We start from the raw sequence: 18,547 nt of genomic DNA, 5'->3' as shown, positions 1-18,547 counted from the left end.
GTCCGGGCTGCCGTCCACCGTCGCCGGACAACGGCACCGGGATGGTCGACCGTGGAGCCCGGCTCACGCGCGGCGATGAGTTTCGCGGCCCGGTCCGGTCTACCCCGACGTGGCCCGTCCCCCAGGTTCAACCTGGACCACACCGATAGTTCGAATGGGTGTTTGCCTGGGGAGGATCGACCCAGCGGACCGCACGTGAGGAGGGCACCACGATGTCAACACTGTTGGTGGACTACATCATCTCGCTCGACGGCTATGGCGCTGCCGAGGGGTGGCCCGGGTTCTGGGGCATGGAGGGGCCGGAGTTCCTCGCCTGGCTGGCGGACGACGACCCGGCCGAGTACGTCCACATCATGGGCGCGACCACCTACCGGCTGATGAAGGACTTCATCCCCGAGGCGACGGACCCCGGCTCGCAGAGGTTGAACGCCGCCCGCAAACTGGTGTTCTCCTCGACGCTCACCGAGCCGCTGTCGTGGCCGAACTCGGAGCTGGTGAACTCCGACGCCGTGGAGGTCGTCCGTGAACTGAAGCGGACCGAGACGAAGCCGCTCACCACCGTCGGCAGCATCAGTCTGAGTCGCTCACTGATCAAGGCCGGACTGGTCGACCGGTTCCGTGTGGTCGTGTTCCCAGTGATCACCGGCATCACGGGCCGGGACCGCATCTTCGACCACTACCCGGACCTCTCCCTGGACCTGGTCGAAAGCCGCACCTTCGACGGCCAGCTCCAGCTGCTGGAGTACGTCCCCACGATCCTCGCCGGCCCGCCCGGCACCACGTGAGCCTCGCTGTCGCCCCGGGGGGATGGACGGGGCGGCAGCGGAGGGCGCCAGAGGGCACCGGAGGAACCACGAGGAGTGGTGTGTCCGGGTGAAATGGCGTGGAGAACGGCGCACACTCGCCCCGTGTGGTGGCCCGGTCGGCCCGGTGCCCTGTACCCAATGGTGGCCGCTGTTCGACGGGCGCGCCAGCGTCATTGGGCGCCACGACTAGGGGCAGAACGCGCCACCCGGTGCCGTCACGGCCGGTCGTCACTGGGGCGACAGCCGTGGACCTGGCGGTAGGCCCGCGCGAGGCCCTGGGCGTCGAGTCCGACCATCGCGGCGACCGTGGCGACCGAGGTGCCCACGAAGGCGGGGTCCCGCAGGTGGCGCCGCGCCAGGTTGAGGCGTTCGGCGCGCAGCACGTCGCGCCAGGTGGTGTCCTCGTGCTCGAAGGCGCGCTGCACGGTTCGCGGCGCCAACCCGAGTGTCCGGGCGGCCCTAGCGAGAGTGAGCCCCGGGTCGCTGAGATGGGCACGTACGTGGGAGCGCACGGTCGCGGCGACAGCGCCCAGATGGTGGCGGTCGGGGGCGGCCCCATGGATGGCGTTACACGTCAGGTCCGTCAGGCTCTCGCAGGTGAGGTCGAACTCGAACGCCGTCAGGCGGGGAAACTCCTCCGCCAGGGCGAACGCGGTGCTCGCCAGTATCCGCCCCATCCCCCATCCCACGTCCAACGCGCGGGAAACCGGGGTGCGGAGGGCGAGCCGGTCGTCCACGGAGCGTCGGGGCAGGGTCAGCAACAACGCCCGCCACGGCCCGAAGTCCATCCGCACCGGAGCCGACCAGGGAATCACCGCGGCCGTCCCCGGCCGCACCACCATCGTTCGGCCGCCGGCGGTGACCTCCAGCCGGCCACTCATCGCGATCATCAGCCGGTAGTCATCGTCCGGCATGCGTTTGGTGAGACCAGGGGTGCGCTCCGCCCACTGCGCTCCGTGCTGGCGTACGTCCACGACCTGGTGTCGACGCCCACGCATGCACTGTGCGTACCCGCGAAGATCGTCGGAGGTGTTCAGGGCGCCCGTCGACATCTTCTGGAACTCCCACGTCGCCTGCTTCCAGTACTCCGACTCGTCGTCGACGTCCTGGGTGGAGAGCACGGTCTTGGCCAGCGGGTCAGGGGGCCGGTCACGCGGCGAACGATCCGGCGAACGACAGGTCATCGAATCCTCGCCCTCGGTACCGGACAGAACGGTGCACCGACGCGGCGTCAGCGCCCTACCGTGCGCGCCACACGCCCCCGTGGAAGCGGACACGCCGCACGCGGCCACGCCCGTGGGCGTGATTCTACGTCCCCGCCCCCGGAACATCCGGCGTACGGCCGAATCCATCGCTCCACCCCGTCGAGAGCACGCCGGCTCACGCCGTGGTTGATCTTGGCGCGGACATCCTCTAGTATTCGAAACTGCGTTCGATCGACAGGGGAAGGTCGTTCGAACGGCGCCCCGCCCACCCACCAGGTGGGCGGGGCTTCGTCGTGTGTGGCTACATCTGGGACATGTCCATGTACATGACCTCCCAGTGGTGGCCGTCCGGGTCGTAGAAGCTGCGCTGGTACATCGGCCCCTCGTCCATCGGCTCCCCGGCTGGGCTTCCACCCGAGGCCAGGGCGCGACCAACCAGCTCGTCCACGCCCGCCCGATCCGGGGCATCGATGGCCAGCAGGACACCCGTCGTTCCCGGCGCGGGGAGGTCTCGCTTGGAGAACGACTGGAAGAACGGCTCCCGCAGCAACATGACACTGATGGCGTCGGTCATCGCCATCATCGCCGCGTTCTCGTCCGTGAACTGGGGATTTTTGGTGAACCCCAGCTCGGTGTAGAACGCCTTGGCACGGTCGAGATCCGTGACCGGCAGGTTGACGAACAGCATCGTTGGCATGACACTCTCCTCGTTCGGATGTACGGAACACCCGCACTCACGAGGTATGGACTACCCAGACCACGGCGATTCATCGCTCCTTCGGCCGCGGGCGTACCCTGAGAGTCCACGACCGGGGGACACGGAGGACGGACTGTGGAGCTGCTGTATTCGGGGAAGGTGCGCGAGGTCTACGCCGACGGCGCGGACATCGTGCTCGTGGCCTCCGACCGGGTGAGCGTGTACGACGTCGTGCTCCCCAACCCCATCCCCGACAAGGGCGCGATCCTCACCCAGCTCTCGCTGTGGTGGTTCCGCCAGCTCGCCGACCTGATCCCCAACCACGTGATCTCCGCGACGGACGTCCCCGCCGAGTGGTCCGGGCGCGCGGTCCGCGTGCGGCGCCTGGACATGCTGCCCGTGGAGTGCGTCGTCCGCGGCTACATCACGGGCTCCGGGTGGAAGGAGTACCTCCAGCACGGCACGGTCTCCGGCGTCGCCCTGCCCGAGGGGCTCCAGGAGGGTGACCGCCTGCCCGAACCGATCTTCACCCCGTCCACCAAGGCCGAGGTCGGGCACGACGAACCCATCGACTTCGCCGCTGTCGTGGACCTGGTGGGCGCCGAAACCGCGGAACAGGTGCGCGACGCCACACTGACCGTGTACCGCCGGGGTGCGGAGCTCGCGGCCGAGCGGGGGATCCTCGTCGCCGACACCAAGCTGGAGTTCGGTCGGGACGCCGAAGGTGTCCTCACCCTGGGCGACGAGGTGTTGACCCCGGACTCGTCTCGGTTCTGGTCGGCCGCCGAATGGCGCCCCGGTCATCCGCCGGCGCCGATGGACAAGCAGATCGTGCGCGACTGGGCGGCGTCCGTCCCGGGATGGGACCGCACCGCTCCCGGCCCGACGATGCCCGACACGATCGTCGCCGAAGCGAGAAGTCGCTATGTCGACATTTTCCAGCGACTGACCGGACAGACGTGGGCGGGCCACCACCCCTCCTGAGTCGCGACATCCCCCGTCAGGATTTCTCCACACCCCTCTAGGTGAGCGCACATCCAGCAGGTGGATGCGCGCTTCCACGGGTCCCACCCGCACCGGGTGCGTCCCACGCTCGCGGGAATGGACCAGTGCACAGCGCACGGCATCCCCCAGCGTCCGTGGCGAGCCCTGCACACTAGGATCGTTTCACGTGGAACCCACGTCCGCCCAGCGCACGATCGCCGTGGTGGGGGTCGGCGCCGACGGGTGGAACGGCCTCACCTTGACCGCGCGCGATGCCGTCACCTCGGCCGACGTCGTGTTCGGCAGCGCCCGGCAGCTCGCTCTGATCCCCGCGCGACCCGACCAGGAGCACGTCGCGTGGCCCAGTCCGCTGCTGCCCGCGCTGGGGAACCTCCTGGCGTCCCACGCGCACCGGGCCCGATGTGTCCTGGCCAGTGGCGACCCCATGTTCCACGGCATCGGAGCCACCCTGGCCCGCACGGTGGGGTCCGAGCTCCTGCGCGTTCACCCCCGCCCCTCGTCCGCCTCCCTGGCCTGCGCCCGGCTGGGCTGGCCGCTCGCCACCACGGAGGTCCTGAGCACGCTCACCCGCCCGTTGGACGCCCTGCGCCGGGCTCTCTACCCGGGACGACGGATCCTCCTCCTCAGCGACGGCGCGGGGACGCCGCGCGACGTCGCCACGCTACTCACCGACGCCGGGTACGGCCCCAGCCACATGACGGTGCTCGAGGAACTCGGCGGGCCACACGAACAGCGCCGGAGCGGGACCGCCGACGCGTGGTCACCCCACGAGGGCAGCGCACTGAACGTCGTGGCCATCGACTGCGTGGCCCAACCGGGACACGTCCCCCTCGGCCTTACACCCGGGCTGCCCGACACGGCATTCGAGCACGACGGACAGCTCACCAAGCGGGAGGTGCGCGCCGTCACCCTGGCGCGCCTGGCTCCCGTCCCCGGGGCGCTGCTGTGGGACGTCGGCGCCGGCTCGGGCTCGATCTCCGTCGAATGGCTGCGCTCCCACCCGAGCTGCCGCGCGATCGCCGTCGAGTCCCACGACGAGCGGGTCGCCGCCATCGGGCGTAACGCCGCTCGCCTGGGGGTCCCCCAACTCGAGGTCCGGCACGGTCGGGCACCCGACGCGCTACGGAACCTCGACCGCCCCGACGCCGTGTTCGTCGGCGGCGGCGGGAGCGACGACCGCGTCCTCCGGGTCTGCTGGGACGCTCTGCGCCCCGGCGGCCGGCTCGTGGTCAACGCGGTCACGCTCCAGGCCCAGGCCGTGGTGACCGAGTGGCAGCAGCGGGAGGGCGGCACGCTCACCCGGCTCTCCGTCGAGCACCTCGGCCCCGTCGGCAGCCGACCCGACAGCGCGTTCTCGGTGTGGCGCCCCGCCCTGCCCGTCGTCCAATGGGAGGTTTCCAAACAGTGACGGTGTACATCATCGGTGCGGGCCCCGGCGCCCCCGACCTGCTGACCCTGCGCGCGACCCGCGTTCTCGGCTCCTGCCAGGTCTGTCTCTACGCCGGCAGCTTGGTCCCGACCGAGGTCCTCGCCCACTGCCCGCCGGACGCGCGCCTCGTCGACACGGCCACCATGACCCTCGACGAGATCGTGGACGAGATCACCACCGCGCACCGCGCCGGCCACGACGTCGCGCGGCTGCACTCTGGGGACCCGGCCGTGTTCAGCGCGACCGCCGAACAGGTGCGGCGCCTCACCGCCCGCGACATTCCCTACGAGATGGTCCCCGGCGTCCCCGCCTACGCCGCGGCGGCCGCCTCCCTGGGCCGCGAACTCACGGTCCCCACGGTCGGCCAGACGGTGATCCTCACCCGCGTCGCCCGAGGCGCCACTCCCATGCCCCCCGGAGAGGACCTCGCCACCCTCGGCCGCTCCGGCGCGACACTCGTCCTCCACCTGGCGATCCGCTACGTCGACGAGATCGTCGCCGAACTCCTCCCCCACTACGGCCCCGACTGCCCCGTCGCCGTCGTCGCCTTCGCCACCCAGCCCGACGAGGTCGTCCTCCGCGGCACCCTCACCGACATCGCCGAACGGGTAGCCTCCGCCGGAATCACCCGCACCGCCGTCATCGTCGTCGGACGCGTCCTCGCCGCCGAGGGCTTCCGCGACAGCCACCTCTACTCCTGCGCCCGCCAGGAGCTCCTCCAGGCCGGCGACCCCACCGAGTAGCGCGTTCCCTGCCCTGGCGGTGGAGATCACGCTACGCGAGGGACCTCGGTACCCCGTGGCCGACGCCGACGGACACCAACGACGAACCGGGCCCCGAGGTGTGGGTAGTGACGGGGCGGCGCCGTGGCCGGACCGCACTTGGTGGTGTCTTCTCTCCGCAGGAAAGGCCCAAGGGGAAACCTCGCGCTCCCCCTTCGGATGCACGCGGCGGGTGGACGTCCGCGTGAACGGAGGGGAACTGGCCCCTCCCCAGGGAATCCGGTGAGAGGCCCGCGGCCGCTTCTCGGCCGGGACGGCGAAACAGCTCCCCGCGCACGACCGCTATGGTCCCGCGCGGCCGACGATCGTTCCGGATCGGTTGATGGCGAGCACGTCGACGGCCACCGGGGCTCCGTCGAGGACCTGGAGGGCGGTGTCGCGGGCGCGGGAGGCGACGACGTCGCCGAGGGGGATGTTGGCGTCCTGGGCGAGTTCCAGGGCTCTGAGGGCCGTGTTCCCTTCGGTGATGGCGTGGGCGAGAGCCTCGTCCGCGCCGGACTCTCGGGCGAGGTCGGCGAGGAAACCACGGTCCACCTGTGAACGCTTGGAGTGGAGATCGAGGTGCCCCGCGGCGAGTTTGCTGAGCTTGGCGAAGCCGCCGGCGAGGGTGAGACGGGGGACGGGGTGTCGGCGCAGGTACTTCAGGACGGCGCCCGCGAAGTCGCCCATGTCGAGCAGGGCCTCGGTGGGCAGGCCGTACAGGTCGCGCGCCGTGATCTCGGAGGTCGAGCCCGTGGCGCCCGCGACGTGGTCGATCCCCACGGCGCGCGCGACGTCGATGCCCCGGCGGATGCTGTCGATCCACGCAGAGCAGGAGTAGGGGACGACGACGCCCGTCGTGCCGAGGATGGAGAGGCCGCCCAGGATCCCGAGACGGGGGTTCCACGTCTGTTCGGCGATCCGCTCGCCGCCGGGCACGGATATCTCGACGTTCAGGTCGGCGGGCTCGTCGTGTTCCTCGGCGGCGGCGGTCACCGCCTGGGTGATGAGCCTGCGCGGTACCGGGTTGATCGCCGGCTCGCCCACCGGCAACGGCAGGCCGGGTTTCGTGATGGTCCCCACTCCCGGTCCGGCGTGGAAGACGACTCCGGATCCCGGTTCCGCTGGCCACACCGTCGACACGACCGTGGCGCCGTGGGTGACGTCCGGATCGTCCCCCGCGTCCTTCACCACGCCGGCGCTGGCGCGGCCCGGAGTAGTCTCGGTGAACGCCAGTCCGAACTCGGGCGTGCGCCCCCGTGGGAGCTCGATCCGGATCGGGTCGGGAAACACGCCACACCACAGGCCGTGGCAGGCCGCGGCGGTGGCGGCCGTGGCGCACGCCCCGGTCGTCCATCCGTACCGCAACGATTCACTCACGAGCGGAGGCTCCAATGACGGCGCGGGTTCTCGTCCTGGGCGGGACCACGGAGGCACGGCGGCTCAGCGACCTGCTCACGGCGGATCCGCTGGTCGAGGTGGTCACGTCCCTGGCGGGCCGGACCCACGATCCTCGGCGTCCGCACGGGGAGGTTCGGGTCGGCGGGTTCGGTGGCGTGGAGGGCCTGACCACGTGGCTGCGGGACAACGCGATCACCGCACTGGTCGACGCCACGCATCCGTTCGCGGCCCAGATCAGCCGTGCCGCCGCCGAGGCAGGGGAACGTGGCGGGGTTCCCGTGCTCGCCCTGCGCCGCCCCGGATGGTCTCCCGTTCCCGGCGACGCGTGGCATTGGGTCGACTCTCTCGAGGAGGCCGCGCGGGCCCTGCTCGGGTTCGGTGAACGCGTGTTCCTCACCGTGGGGCGACAGAGCATGGCGCCGTTCGCGGCCGTACCGGACCGGTGGTTCCTCGCCCGGTGCGTGCACGCTCCGGAGCCACCGACGCCGCCACGGATGGAGCTGCTGATCGACCGAGGGCCGTTCACCCTGGACGGGGAACGGGACCTCCTCGCGCGGCACCAGGTCGACGTCGTGGTCACCAAGGACAGCGGGGGCGAGGCCGCGGCGCCGAAGCTCGCCGCCGCGCGGGAGCTGGGAGTGCCCGTGCTCATCGCGCGTCGCCCCCCCGCGCCCGACGTGGCGACGACCGCGACCCCCGAGGGGGCCGCGGACTGGATTCGTCAGGTTCACGCCGGGTAGCGTCGCGGGGTCCACACGGTGTCCCGACCGGCGCCGTCCCGCGTCCACTGGGTGGTGGACGCCCCGACCAGAAGCAGACAGCGCATGTCCACGGTGTCGGGGTCGAGGTCGGCCAGCGCCACTACGCGGACCGACTCCTCCGGTCCGCCGACGTCCCGGGCGACGACGACCGGCGTGCCGGGCTCGCGATGCGCCAGCAGGAGATCCCGGGCCTTGGCGACCTGCCACGTCCGTGCCCGGGACGCGGGGTTGTAGATGGCGAGCACCAGGTCGGCGCCGGCCGCCGCCGCGAGGCGGTTCTCGATCACGTCCCACGGCTTGAGCCGGTCCGACAGGGACAGGACACAGTAGTCGTGTCCGAGCGGCGCACCGACCCGGGCGGCGGCCGCCTGCGCGGCGGTGACACCCGGCAGCACGATCACCGGCACGTCGCGGAACCGCGGATCCTCCGCCGCCTCCATGACCGCGGTCGCCATGGCGAAGACCCCCGGATCGCCCCCGGAGACCACGGCGACCCGAGCACCCTCCAATGCCAGCTCGAGGGCGTGCGCGGCTCTCTCGGCCTCCACGGTGTTGCCCGTGGCGTGCTTACGCTGCCCGGGCCACTGGTGAACCCGGTCGAGGTAGGTGCGGTAGCCGAGGAGGTCGGTGGCGTCCGCCAGCGCGTCCCGCGACTCCGGGGTGAGCCAGTCGGGCCCGGCCGGGCCCGTACCCACCACGACGACGGAGCCGCCGCCGGTCGTCTCGCCGGTCGCGCGGGGGACGGTCGCTTCCCAGGTCCGCGTGGACGGGCTGGTCAGCAGCGCCATCGAGAAGTACGGCACGCGGTCGGGGTCCACGTCGGCCAGCGGCATCCACCGTTCTCTGGCGGTGGTCGCGCGTTCGACGTACCAAGCGTCGTCCAAGCGGCCAGCGTCGGCGAACGCGGTCCTCACCTGTGGGAACGTCCTGCCGAGCTTCATCACGGCCGCCGCGTCCGCGTCTCGCAGTCGTCGCGAGAGTTCCTCGGAGGGGAGGGTGCCGGGCAGCACGGTCAGCACCTCGTCCCCCTGGGCCAGGGGCCGGTTGAGAACCGCGGACGCGCCGCTCAGGGAGGTCACGCCGGGCACCACCTCAGTGGGGTACCGGTGTGCCAGCCGCTGGTGCAGGTGCATGTAGGAACTGTAGAAGAGCGGGTCGCCCACGACGAGGACCACCACGTCCCGGCCCGCGTCCAGGTGTCGTGCCAGTTGTTCGGCGGCCTCGGCGTAGAACTCCGTCATCGCGCCCTGGTAGCCGCCGGGGTGGTTCGTCCCCTCGGTGGTCACCGGATAGACCAGGTGCTCCTCGCGTTGTCGCCCGGTCAGGTAGGGCTCGGCCAGGCCACGGGCGACGCTGCGGCCGTGGCGGGCGGAGTGGTAGGCGATGACGTCGGCCGCACCGATGAGGCGCGCCGCCTTCACCGTGACCAGTTCCGGGTCCCCGGGGCCCAGGCCGACGCCCCAAAGACGCCCGGTGCCGGCTGACGTGGTCGTGTTGTCGTCACTCATCGCGCCTCACACCTCCGACCGGCTGGCGATGGCGTTGATCGCGGCGGAGGCGAGCGCGCTGCCACCCCGCCGCCCGTGCACGACGAGATAGGGAGCCACGCCGGCCTCGGCGAGAGCCCGCTTGGACTCCGCGGCCCCGATGAAGCCCACGGGCACCCCGATGACCGCGGCGGGGGTTCCCGCCCCCGCGGCGATCAGCTCGAGCAGGCGGAACAGGGAGGTGGGGGCGTTGCCCACGGCCACCACGGAACCGTCAAGCCGGTCCCGCCACAGTTCCATCGCCGCCGCGCTGCGCGTGGTGCCCAGCTTCTCGGCCAGCTCGGGCACGCCCGGGGCACGAAGGGTGCAGACGACCTCGTTGTCCCGTGGCAGTCGGGCCCGGGTGACGCCGGAGGCGACCATCTCGGCGTCGCACAGGATCGGCGCGCCCGCGTCGAGCGCGGTTCGTGCCGCGGAGACGACGTCCGGGCTGTAGTCGACATCGGTGACGAGGTCGACCATGCCGCAGGCGTGGATCATGCGAACCGTGACTTGGGAGACGTCCTCGGGGAGTGCGGTCAGGTCCGCTTCGGCACGGATGGTGGCGAAGGAGCGCCGGTAGATCTCGGCGCCGTCGCGAATGTAGTCGGTCACGTTCCATCGATCGGGTTGGGGAAAGGGGAGGTCACGCGCAGTTCGGCCACATGCTCGGCCGGTTGGGCGCCGGGAACGGCGGTGTCGTCAACGAGGACACCGCCATCGGGAAGACTGAGAACGTCGAGGTGGGGATAGTTCGGTCGGCCGCACCGACGCGCGCATCCGGCCCAGTGGAAGGGGCGACGAGGCCCCGGGGCTGGTGGCGCCGCCTGGACGACCTGGGCGGCCAACGCGCGCACGTCGGCGTTGGCCTTGGCACAGTGCGGTTGCCCGGCGCACGCCGTGACGCCGTTCCACGCGGAGTCCGGGGAGGTGAACAGCCCCGCCACGCGCAGGGTGTCGGCCGTCGCGTCGGGGTCGGCCGGACGCAGGGCGATACTCCGCCACGGAGTGATCCGGAGTTCCTCGTTCGCGGTGGACGCGGCGAGCTCCCGTGCCTGGCGTGCCGTCAGGCGCCCCAGGGGGATGCCGGCGACGAGCGTGGCGGGCACACGATCGGAGTCCGGCCGGGGGTACACCCCGACCTGAGGTGGTTCGGAGATCGGGAGTTCCACGGCAGTCGACCAGGCGGGTTCCGTGTGGGGGAGAGCGGGCCACGCCGCACGGACCCCGTCGACGATTCGCCGCGCGGTGTCGGGAGCACTGTCCACGCGCCAGCCCTGGCCCACCTCCAGGAAGACCCGCGCCGCGGACAGCAGCACGTCGACCGCCCGCGCCCTCGGCACGGCGATCCGGGTGGGCCGCCCACCAACGACCAACACCCCGTCGCTCGGCGAGGAGGCGATCCAGCCCACGTCAACCGACGGGCTGACGTCCCCTCGACCGTCGTCGAGTCCGAACAGGAAGCGACCGCTCAGTTCCGTGATGTCCGTCCCGCGCAGGAGACGCTCATCCAACGCGCGGACCAGGTCGTCGACGTCCCCGCGCCCGTGCCGGTCCCACCCGGCGAGCGGCGAGGCGACGATGTTGCGGACCCGCTCGTGCCGCGCCGAGGGAAGCAGTCCCACCCGCGCCAAGCCGGCCGCGATCTCGCCTTCCGCCCCGGGCGTGACCGCTCGCACCTGGACGTTCCCCCGCGAGGTGAGCTCCAAGGCTCCGTCCGCGTATCGCTCGGTGAGATCAGCGAGCGTCCGCAGTGCCCCAGCGGAGATCCGTCCCCCCGTGATTCGTACCCGAGCCAGGGCGCCATCGGCGGCCTCGTGCAGCCGGAGCACTCCGGGACACGAGTCGGGACGAACGCGGTCGGTGGTGGACATCCATCCCATCCTACGATTCCCACCTGCGGTCTTCCGGGGCACGTCCCCTCAGCCGCCGGCGCCCACCCGAACTCGCCTAGCCCTCCGTCACCAGGCCGGCGCGCCGCCAGTCACGGGGGTCGCGGAGGCCACGGCGGGTGGGGAACTCGTAGCCGAGCGCCTCCAAGCGCTCGCGGGCCCGCTCCGCCCGGAGAACAGTGGCCTCGTCGAACAGGTAGTTGTACCAGCGGTTGGGGGTGCGCTCCAGCACGGCGCGGACCCCGGTCAGACCGAGAGTCGTCGCGCCCTCCACCCCCGGGACCTCGGGAAGGACACCCAACATCCGGCGCGCGAACCGCGGCAGCGCGTAGTAACCGAGGGCGCCCACCGGCCACCACAACGGCTTGGCCGGGTTCAACCACCGCAACCGGTCGGGCAGCGCCGGCCACAGCAGGAAGCGGATCGCCGCCCTCGCCTCCGGAGTGGCTCGAAGCGACGGTCTCATCCGGGCCAGATACGAGCGCATCTCCGCCACCGACCCCGGCACATCCGCCGGATCCAACCCCACCTGAGCCGCCGTGTCCCGCTGTTCCGCGAAGTAGGCGTCCGCGTCCCCCCGCTCCAACCGGAGACCAGCCCGCACGGTGACCTCCAGGTACGACACGACCTCGGCACAGTGCACCCACAACAACAGATCCGGCTCGTCCACCCGGTGCGTCCGCCCCGTCTCAGGGTCCACGAACCGCAACCGGGAATGGATCATCCGCACCCGCGCACCCAACTCCGCGACCTCCGCCGCGGAGCCGTAGGTCATTGTGGCGACGAAGTCGGCAGTCCGGATGAGCCGCCCCGTGGGGTCGTCGCGGAAGTCGGAACGTTGCCACACACCCCGCATCGCACGCGGGTGCAAAGCCTGGAGCATCAGCCCGCGGACCCCGGCCACCCACATGGCCCGGTCCAACTGCACCCGCCACGTCGCGCTCTCCGGCGACACGAACGTCACCCCACCCGGGCCGCTCATCGCGCACCCCATGGTCGCGACACAGTGCTAGCCCAACAACAGGCGGCAGTCCGGATGAGTCGCCCGGTGGGGTCGTCGCGGAAGTCGGAACGTTGCCACACACCCCGCATCGCACGCGGGTGCAAAGCCTGGAGCATCAGCCCGCGGACCCCGGCCACCCACATGGCCCGGTCCAACTGCACCCGCCACGTCGCGCTCTCCGGCGACACGAACGTCACCCCACCCGGGCCGCTCATCGGCTCATTGGGGCGTGGGTGGGTGCGGGCCGGCGCGGTGTGTCGCTGGTGTCGGTGTGACCCCATATGTCCATGGCATCACACGGGCGAGAAGCGCCCCTAGCGGGGTGGGGACGGCGGGCGGGTGGCGCGGATGCGGGTTGGTCGGGTGGGCATGGGGCGGTTGGTGGCTCGGCGACGGCGGGTCGGGGCGGTGCGCTCGTGGTGCACCGGGAGCTGCCGGTAGCGGCCGGGGGCCGGAGTGGTCACCACGGGGTGCTGCGCCATCCGGAGGGGGCGTCCGCAGACGCAGCGCTCAGCCGGGAGAAAGGGCCACCACCCGACCGTCCAGTCGTCGGGGATCATCCGGTCCACGAGGACGGTCACGCGGAGCACCAGACCGCCGGCGATCATGCCCGCGACCAGGTCCGTCGCCCAATGGAAGTGAAGATATGCCGAAACACCCGCCTGAACACAGGCGATCATCGCGATGATGTACCCCAGGCGCAGCGCGATCGACGGCCGCACCGCCTGGTAGCGCACGATCAGGTACAGCGCGACCCCGTAGATGAGGATCGCGTTGGCGCCGTGGCCGGAGGGGAAGGAGAAGTTGTGGCCGATGTCCACGAAGAAGCTGGGGTCACCCGTCCGAGGGTGCGAGCGGGCGAGCACCAGCTTCATCCCCGCGACGAGGCAGATCATCGTGAAGACCGAGCCAGCGGCGATGATGACCGGGCGCCAGGAACGTGACCGCAGCGCGAGGAACAACGAGACGACGCCCAGCACGGGGAGCGCGACGGCGCGACCGGCGACGTTGTCCGGCCAGTTGATGAGCAGCGTGCGCAGGAGGTCGGAGTGCAGGCGCGGGAAGGTGTTGACGAAGAGGTCGATCGGGTTGAGCGCGTTGATGGACAGCACGGTGGCCGTCGCTAGCAACAGTCCCAACAGGAGAGTGGGTCGGTCGGCCATGATGCGGCCGATCGTGGCCACGACGTGCTCATGGAACCCGCCCGTCGCTCCGGCAACGGGCCGGGGTGACGGCCGCCGAACTGGCGTGGTGTGTGTCATAAGGTGCTCAGTGCTGTCTCACGTGTGTGGTCGGCCTGCGGCACAGGACGGACGGGGGCTCGCCGCGGGGATGAACTACGACAAATCGGGTACTTGGGCAACGAGGTGGTTGGGCACGCGTCGCCGTGACGTGGGCACCTGTGCGGGGTACCAACATCCCCGAACCGCGCGGCGGTCGCAGAGCTAGCGCGGAACCACCCTGTTCCCAACAGCGCTGTGGGGAAGTGTGGGGGCGGAAACCCAGTCGCGGACGTTCAGCTCGATGGGACTCGGTTGGGTTGAGCTTACCCGCTAGTGAACTAAATTCTCGGCTGGCACTCATAATTGGAGGTCACAGCCTGGTATCACTCCGATCAAGCAGTGATTTGTCTCACATTTCCAAGTAGAAGGTATGGACGATGATCCACCCGCCAGAGGTCGACCCCACAGTCGCACGAAACCCACTGCGGGGACAGATCCGGCGCGTACTCGTTGACGGCCTGCTGTCCGGGCGCTGGAAACCAGGACAGCGCATCGTGGAGCGCAGGATCGCGGCCGAACTCAATGTGAGCCAGGCCCCGGTTCGCGAGGCACTGCGCGAACTCGAAGCCGTCCGACTCATCGAATCCGTGCCCAACAAGGGAGCACGGGTGCGCGACTTCGGGGTCGCGGACATGGCCGAGATCTACCAGGTGCGCGCCGGCTTGGAGCTCGTCGCGGCCGAACTCGCCCTGCCCCGACTCGGCGCGCACCCCGAACCACTGGAGCGCGAGGTGGACGCCTTGCGGGAGGCGACCGCCACGGGCGACATCGAGGGACAGATCAAGCACAGCGTCGACTTCCACCGGGAGATCGTCCAGGCGTCGGGCAACGAGATGCTGCTGCACACCTGGGACTCACTCCGGGTCGAGGTCTGGACGGCGCTGTCCGTGCGCTGGCTCAACATCGAGCTGCACGCCAAGGCGACGGACCACGCACGCATCACCGAGGCCTTCCGCGCCCAGGATCCGGAGGTCGGGCGGCTGGTCAGCGAGCATGTGCGCAACTACGTGCAAGCGGCACTCGCGGCTCGGGAACAGGCGGAGTGATCTACCCTTTGGGTCTGTTGATCGATGATCGATCAGAACATAGAGTTGCGACGAGACTCACGTCACAACCGCTACAGCCACACCTCGGGCCGTCTCCCGTGACCGGGCGGCGCCCCAGGCGGCGCACCGCGTGCTCCGCCGCCCCGGCTGTCGTTGGCCCACAGGCCGACGATGCCACCCCTGAGTAGAAAGGCACAAGCATGGCCGAAGCGACCGCAGACGCCAACGCCAGCCGCACGTCGTCCAAGGGTTCATCGCGCCGCGGCCGCAAGAAGAACGGTGGCCTCGCGGCGGAGAAGCCCGAGACGCTACGCGACTACTACCGGCAGATGCTGCTCATCCGCCGGTTCGAGGAGCGCACCGCCCAGGCCTACACCCAGGCCCGCATCGGCGGCTACTGTCACCTGAACCTCGGTGAGGAGGCGACGATCGTCGGCCTCATGGCCGCGCTTCGCCCCACCGACTACCTGTACACGAACTACCGCGAGCACGGATACGCCCTAGGCAAGGGCATCGAGCCGCGGAAGGTGATGGCCGAGCTCTACGGGCGCTCCACCGGCGTCTCCAAGGGCTGGGGCGGGTCGATGCACATGTTCGACACCGACGTCCGGCTGCTGGGCGGGTGGGGCATCGTCGGCGGTCAGCTTCCCCTGGCGACCGGAGCCGCGCTGGCCGTGTCCTACCGGGGCGGCGACGACGTCATCATGTGCCAGATGGGCGACGGAACCACCAACATCGGCGCCTTCCACGAGTCGCTCAACATCGCCGCGCTGTGGAACCTGCCCGCCGTGTTCGTCGTCATCAACAACCTCACCGGCATGGGAACCACGGTGGAGATGGCCTCCGCCGAGCCGGACCTGTACAAACGCGGATCCGCCTACCGGATCGAGGGCGTCCGGGTCGACGGGGAGGACCCGCTGGCCGTCCGGGACGCCGCCGCCGACTACGTGGAACGTGCCCGCGCGGAACAGCGTCCCTTCCTGCTGGAGGCCGTGAGCCAGCGCATGAAGGGTCACTCGGTCGTGGACCCGGCCAAATACCGCACCGACGAGCAGAAGGAGGCCGCGCGCGCGGCCGACCCCGTCCTCGCCTTCCAGCACCGGCTGGAGAAGGAGGGCGTCCTCAGTGAGGAGCAGCGGTCCGAGATCGCCGAGGAGATCGAGTCAGTGGTGACCGACGCGGCCGACTTCGCGGAGAACAGCCCGCACCCGGACGTCTCCACCCTGTTCGACTACACCTACGCCACCCCCGTGCCCAACGAGTCGCGGCGCATGCCCGCCGACCCGGTGTTCGCCGAGACCACCACGCCGGCCAAGTAAGGGAAGGAACGGGCATGTCTGTAATCACTTACCGCCAGGCGTTGCGCGAGGCGATTCGCGGCGAGATGCGGCGCGACGAGAACGTCCTCCTCATGGGCGAGGAGATCGGGGTCTTCGAGGGCTCCTACAAGATCACCGAGGGGATGCTGAAGGAGTTCGGGGAGCGGCGCGTCCGCGACACACCGATCGCCGAAGAGGGGTTCGTCGGTGCCGCGATCGGCGCCGCCATGACGGGACTGCGGCCCGTCGTGGAGGTCATGACGATCAACTTCTCCCTCCTGGCCCTCGACCAGATCGTGAACCACGCCGCGAAGATCTACGGCATGTTCGGGGGCCAGACCCCCGTGCCGATGGTCATTCGCACTCCGGGCGGCGGCGGTCAGCAACTGGGCGCCACCCACTCGCAGAACATCGAGCTGTACTACGCGTTCGTTCCCGGGCTGAAGGTGCTCGCGCCGAGCACCCCGGCGGACGCGGCCGCGATGATCCGGGCCGCGATCCGGGACGACGACCCGGTGCTGTTCCTGGAGAACCTCGGTCTCTACAACAGCAAGGGCGAGGTCCCCGACGACGACGAGTCCGTCGCCGAGATCGGGCGCGCCGCCGTGACCCGCGAGGGCACCGACATTACGCTGATCGGCTACTCGCGGATGGCGATGATCGCCAACCAGGTCGCCGAGACCCTGGCGGAGGAGGGCATCAGCGTCGAGGTCGTCGACCTGCGCAGCCTGCGCCCGCTGGACCGCGACACCATCGTCGCCTCGGTCCGCAAGACCGGGTGTGCCGTCGTCGCCGAGGACGACTGGCTGACCTACGGGATCGGAGCGGAGATCGCGGCCACCATTCAGGAAGGTGCGTTCGACTGGCTGGACGCGCCGGTTCGGCGCGTGGCGATGGCTGAGGTGCCGCTGCCCTACGCCAAGCCGCTGGAGACGGCCGCCCTGCCGTCCGCCGAGTCGGTGACCACCGTTGTCCGGGAAACTCTTCGTGCCGTCGGCCGGCGGGTTGCGTGAGGGAGAATCGATGACCGACATCTACATGCCGCGCCTCTCCGACACCATGGAGGAGGGGGTCATCAGCAGTTGGCAGAAGCAGGTCGGCGAGAAGGTGTCCCCGGGCGACGTCCTGGTGGAGATCGAGACCGACAAGGCCGTGATGGAGTACGAGGCCTATGACGAGGGCTACCTCGTCAAACAGTCGGTCAACGAGGGCGACACCGTCGCGATCGGCGCCGTGATCGGTGTCCTCGGCGACTCGCCCGACGCGGTGCCGGACTCTGGCGGCTCGCCCACCCCGGCGGCCACCAGCGGCGCCGACGGCGCGGCCAGCACCGCCCCCGCCCCCGAGAGCGCGGAAGCGCCCGCCGAGCAGACCACCGGGCAGGACCAGGCGCCGGCCACGGCGCCCGCACAGGCGGGCCCAGCATCCCAGCGGACCCGCACGTCCCCGCTGGCGCGCCGCCTCGCCCGTGAGTACGGCCTCGACATCGAGCAGGTCCAGGGGTCCGGCCCCAAGGGTCGCGTCGTGCGCGCCGACATCGAGGCGGCCGCGAAACAGCAGTCAGCCGCGCCGGCGAGCACAGCCGCACCCGCCGCGGCTCCGGCCCCCGCGGCCCAGGCACAGCCGGAGTTCGACGACGGTCGCGCCTCGGAGGAGCTGAAGCCGAACAACATCCGTCGGGTCGCCGCGCGGCGGATGACGGAGGCCAAGCAGGAGGTGCGCACTTCTACCTGCGGCGCACGATCGACGCCGGCCCGTTGAAGGCCCTGCGGGCCACGATCAACGCGCAGCTCGCCGACACCGGCGTGAAGGTCAGCGTGAACGACCTCATCGTGAAGGCGACGGCGGTCGCCATCGGTCTGAACCCCGAGATGAACTCGTCGTGGGTGGACGGGCGACTGCTGCGGCACCACCGCATCAACATCGGTGTGGCCGTCGCGGTCGAGGGCGGGCTCGTGGTCCCGGTTCTCCGGGACGCCGACCGGACGCCGCTCTCGCAGATTGCGGTTCGGACGCGGGAGCTGGCTGGCAAGGCCCGCGACGGGAAGCTCACCCCACAGGACATGAGTGGGGGCACGTTCAGTGTGAGCAACCTCGGTATGTACGGCATCGAGAGCTTCTCCGCCGTCATCAACCCGCCCGAGGCCGGAATCCTGGCCGTGGGCGCCCTGCGCCAGGAGCCGGTGGCGAAGGACGGGGAGATCGTCCTCGGCGACGTGATCTCGATGGACCTCTCCATCGACCACCGTTCGGTGGACGGCGCCACCGCGGCCGTGTTCTTCAAGGACCTGGTCGAGGTGCTGGAGAACCCGATGCGCATCGTGCTGTGACGGGGTGGTGGCCGTCCGCCCCGGTTCACCGGCGTACGGAACGGCCACCACCATCCAGGAACACGAGAAAGCGGGAGCGTGCC

General features: G+C 70.6%; 16 protein-coding genes and 2 pseudogenes. 9 read left to right on the top strand and 9 right to left on the bottom strand.

Going from position 1 to position 18,547, the window contains the following annotated elements:
* The first annotated feature begins 212 nt into the window (after window positions 1–212).
* Complete coding sequence (locus J4H86_RS16840) at window positions 213–785, top strand: dihydrofolate reductase family protein (protein WP_236538708.1); 573 nt, start codon at window positions 213–215, stop codon at window positions 783–785.
* A 236-nt stretch (window positions 786–1,021) separates the two neighbouring features.
* Here J4H86_RS16840 and J4H86_RS16835 read toward each other — a convergent pair whose 3' ends face one another.
* Together J4H86_RS16835 and J4H86_RS16830 are read right to left on the bottom strand one after the other, a co-directional pair.
* The gene (locus tag J4H86_RS16835; protein WP_236538707.1) at window positions 1,022–1,990 is read right to left on the bottom strand and encodes an AraC family transcriptional regulator; all 969 of its coding nucleotides are present in this window, start codon (window positions 1,988–1,990) and stop codon (window positions 1,022–1,024) included.
* Window positions 1,991–2,312: 322 nt separating this feature from the next.
* Window positions 2,313–2,708, bottom strand: a complete 396-nt coding sequence (locus tag J4H86_RS16830) for a VOC family protein (RefSeq protein ID WP_236538706.1) — start codon at window positions 2,706–2,708, stop codon at window positions 2,313–2,315.
* Window positions 2,709–2,843: 135 nt separating this feature from the next.
* Between J4H86_RS16830 and J4H86_RS16825 the strand changes: the two genes are divergently transcribed.
* From J4H86_RS16825 to cobM, 3 genes are all read left to right on the top strand, one after another.
* On the top strand, window positions 2,844–3,692 hold the full coding sequence (locus tag J4H86_RS16825; RefSeq protein ID WP_236538705.1) for a phosphoribosylaminoimidazolesuccinocarboxamide synthase: 849 nt from the start codon (window positions 2,844–2,846) through the stop codon (window positions 3,690–3,692).
* A 187-nt stretch (window positions 3,693–3,879) separates the two neighbouring features.
* Window positions 3,880–5,121: a precorrin-6y C5,15-methyltransferase (decarboxylating) subunit CbiE gene (gene cbiE / locus J4H86_RS16820; protein WP_236538704.1), complete on the top strand. Its 1,242-nt coding sequence runs from the start codon at window positions 3,880–3,882 to the stop codon at window positions 5,119–5,121.
* Window positions 5,118–5,885, top strand: coding sequence for a precorrin-4 C(11)-methyltransferase (cobM, locus tag J4H86_RS16815; RefSeq protein ID WP_236538703.1), 768 nt, complete (start codon window positions 5,118–5,120; stop codon window positions 5,883–5,885). Before cbiE ends, cobM begins: the two co-directional genes overlap by 4 nt.
* Window positions 5,886–6,206: 321 nt before the next feature.
* Here the strand turns inward: cobM and J4H86_RS16810 are convergent, their stop codons facing one another.
* Complete coding sequence (locus J4H86_RS16810) at window positions 6,207–7,283, bottom strand: cobalt-precorrin-5B (C(1))-methyltransferase (protein WP_236538702.1); 1,077 nt, start codon at window positions 7,281–7,283, stop codon at window positions 6,207–6,209.
* Between the two features lie 14 nt (window positions 7,284–7,297).
* Here J4H86_RS16810 and J4H86_RS16805 point away from each other — a divergent pair, with 14 nt between their 5' ends.
* Complete coding sequence (locus tag J4H86_RS16805; RefSeq protein WP_236538701.1) at window positions 7,298–8,044, top strand: cobalt-precorrin-6A reductase; 747 nt, start codon at window positions 7,298–7,300, stop codon at window positions 8,042–8,044.
* Here J4H86_RS16805 and J4H86_RS16800 read toward each other — a convergent pair.
* The 6 genes and pseudogenes from J4H86_RS16800 to J4H86_RS16775 all read right to left on the bottom strand — a co-directional run bounded on the left by J4H86_RS16800 (window position 8,032) and on the right by J4H86_RS16775 (window position 13,670).
* Window positions 8,032–9,573 (bottom strand): precorrin-2 C(20)-methyltransferase, encoded by a 1,542-nt coding sequence (locus J4H86_RS16800; RefSeq protein ID WP_236538698.1) that lies wholly within the window; start codon window positions 9,571–9,573, stop codon window positions 8,032–8,034. The genes J4H86_RS16805 and J4H86_RS16800 overlap by 13 nt on opposite strands.
* A 6-nt stretch (window positions 9,574–9,579) precedes the next feature.
* Window positions 9,580–10,206 (bottom strand): precorrin-8X methylmutase, encoded by a 627-nt coding sequence (locus tag J4H86_RS16795; RefSeq protein ID WP_236538697.1) that lies wholly within the window; start codon window positions 10,204–10,206, stop codon window positions 9,580–9,582.
* Window positions 10,203–11,465, bottom strand: a complete 1,263-nt coding sequence (gene cobG, locus J4H86_RS16790; protein WP_236538696.1) for a precorrin-3B synthase — start codon at window positions 11,463–11,465, stop codon at window positions 10,203–10,205. Before cobG ends, J4H86_RS16795 begins: the two co-directional genes overlap by 4 nt.
* 76 nt (window positions 11,466–11,541) lie before the next feature.
* Complete coding sequence (locus J4H86_RS16785; RefSeq protein WP_236538695.1) at window positions 11,542–12,465, bottom strand: oxygenase MpaB family protein; 924 nt, start codon at window positions 12,463–12,465, stop codon at window positions 11,542–11,544.
* An 11-nt stretch (window positions 12,466–12,476) separates the two neighbouring features.
* Window positions 12,477–12,701, bottom strand: a pseudogene (locus J4H86_RS27275) (oxygenase MpaB family protein); the annotation flags it as partial.
* Between the two features lie 99 nt (window positions 12,702–12,800).
* Window positions 12,801–13,670, bottom strand: a complete 870-nt coding sequence (locus tag J4H86_RS16775; protein WP_236538694.1) for a phosphatase PAP2 family protein — start codon at window positions 13,668–13,670, stop codon at window positions 12,801–12,803.
* A gap of 476 nt (window positions 13,671–14,146) precedes the next feature.
* Here J4H86_RS16775 and J4H86_RS16770 point away from each other — a divergent pair, with 476 nt between their 5' ends.
* From J4H86_RS16770 to J4H86_RS16755, 4 genes and pseudogenes are all read left to right on the top strand, one after another.
* Complete coding sequence (locus J4H86_RS16770; protein ID WP_236538693.1) at window positions 14,147–14,815, top strand: GntR family transcriptional regulator; 669 nt, start codon at window positions 14,147–14,149, stop codon at window positions 14,813–14,815.
* A 200-nt stretch (window positions 14,816–15,015) separates the two neighbouring features.
* Complete coding sequence (gene pdhA, locus J4H86_RS16765; protein ID WP_236538692.1) at window positions 15,016–16,134, top strand: pyruvate dehydrogenase (acetyl-transferring) E1 component subunit alpha; 1,119 nt, start codon at window positions 15,016–15,018, stop codon at window positions 16,132–16,134.
* A 14-nt stretch (window positions 16,135–16,148) separates the two neighbouring features.
* Entirely contained in the window at window positions 16,149–17,147 is a 999-nt protein-coding gene (locus J4H86_RS16760) for an alpha-ketoacid dehydrogenase subunit beta (RefSeq protein ID WP_236538691.1), read from the top strand.
* Between the two features lie 10 nt (window positions 17,148–17,157).
* Window positions 17,158–18,464, top strand: a pseudogene (locus tag J4H86_RS16755) (dihydrolipoamide acetyltransferase family protein).
* Window positions 18,465–18,547: the final 83 nt, after the last annotated feature.

It is taken from the genome of Spiractinospora alimapuensis (assembly GCF_018437505.1).
Lineage (GTDB): Bacteria > Actinomycetota > Actinomycetes > Streptosporangiales > Streptosporangiaceae > Spiractinospora > Spiractinospora alimapuensis.
Note: the sequence above shows the minus strand (reverse complement) of the source record. Positions and strands in the feature narration are given on the sequence as shown.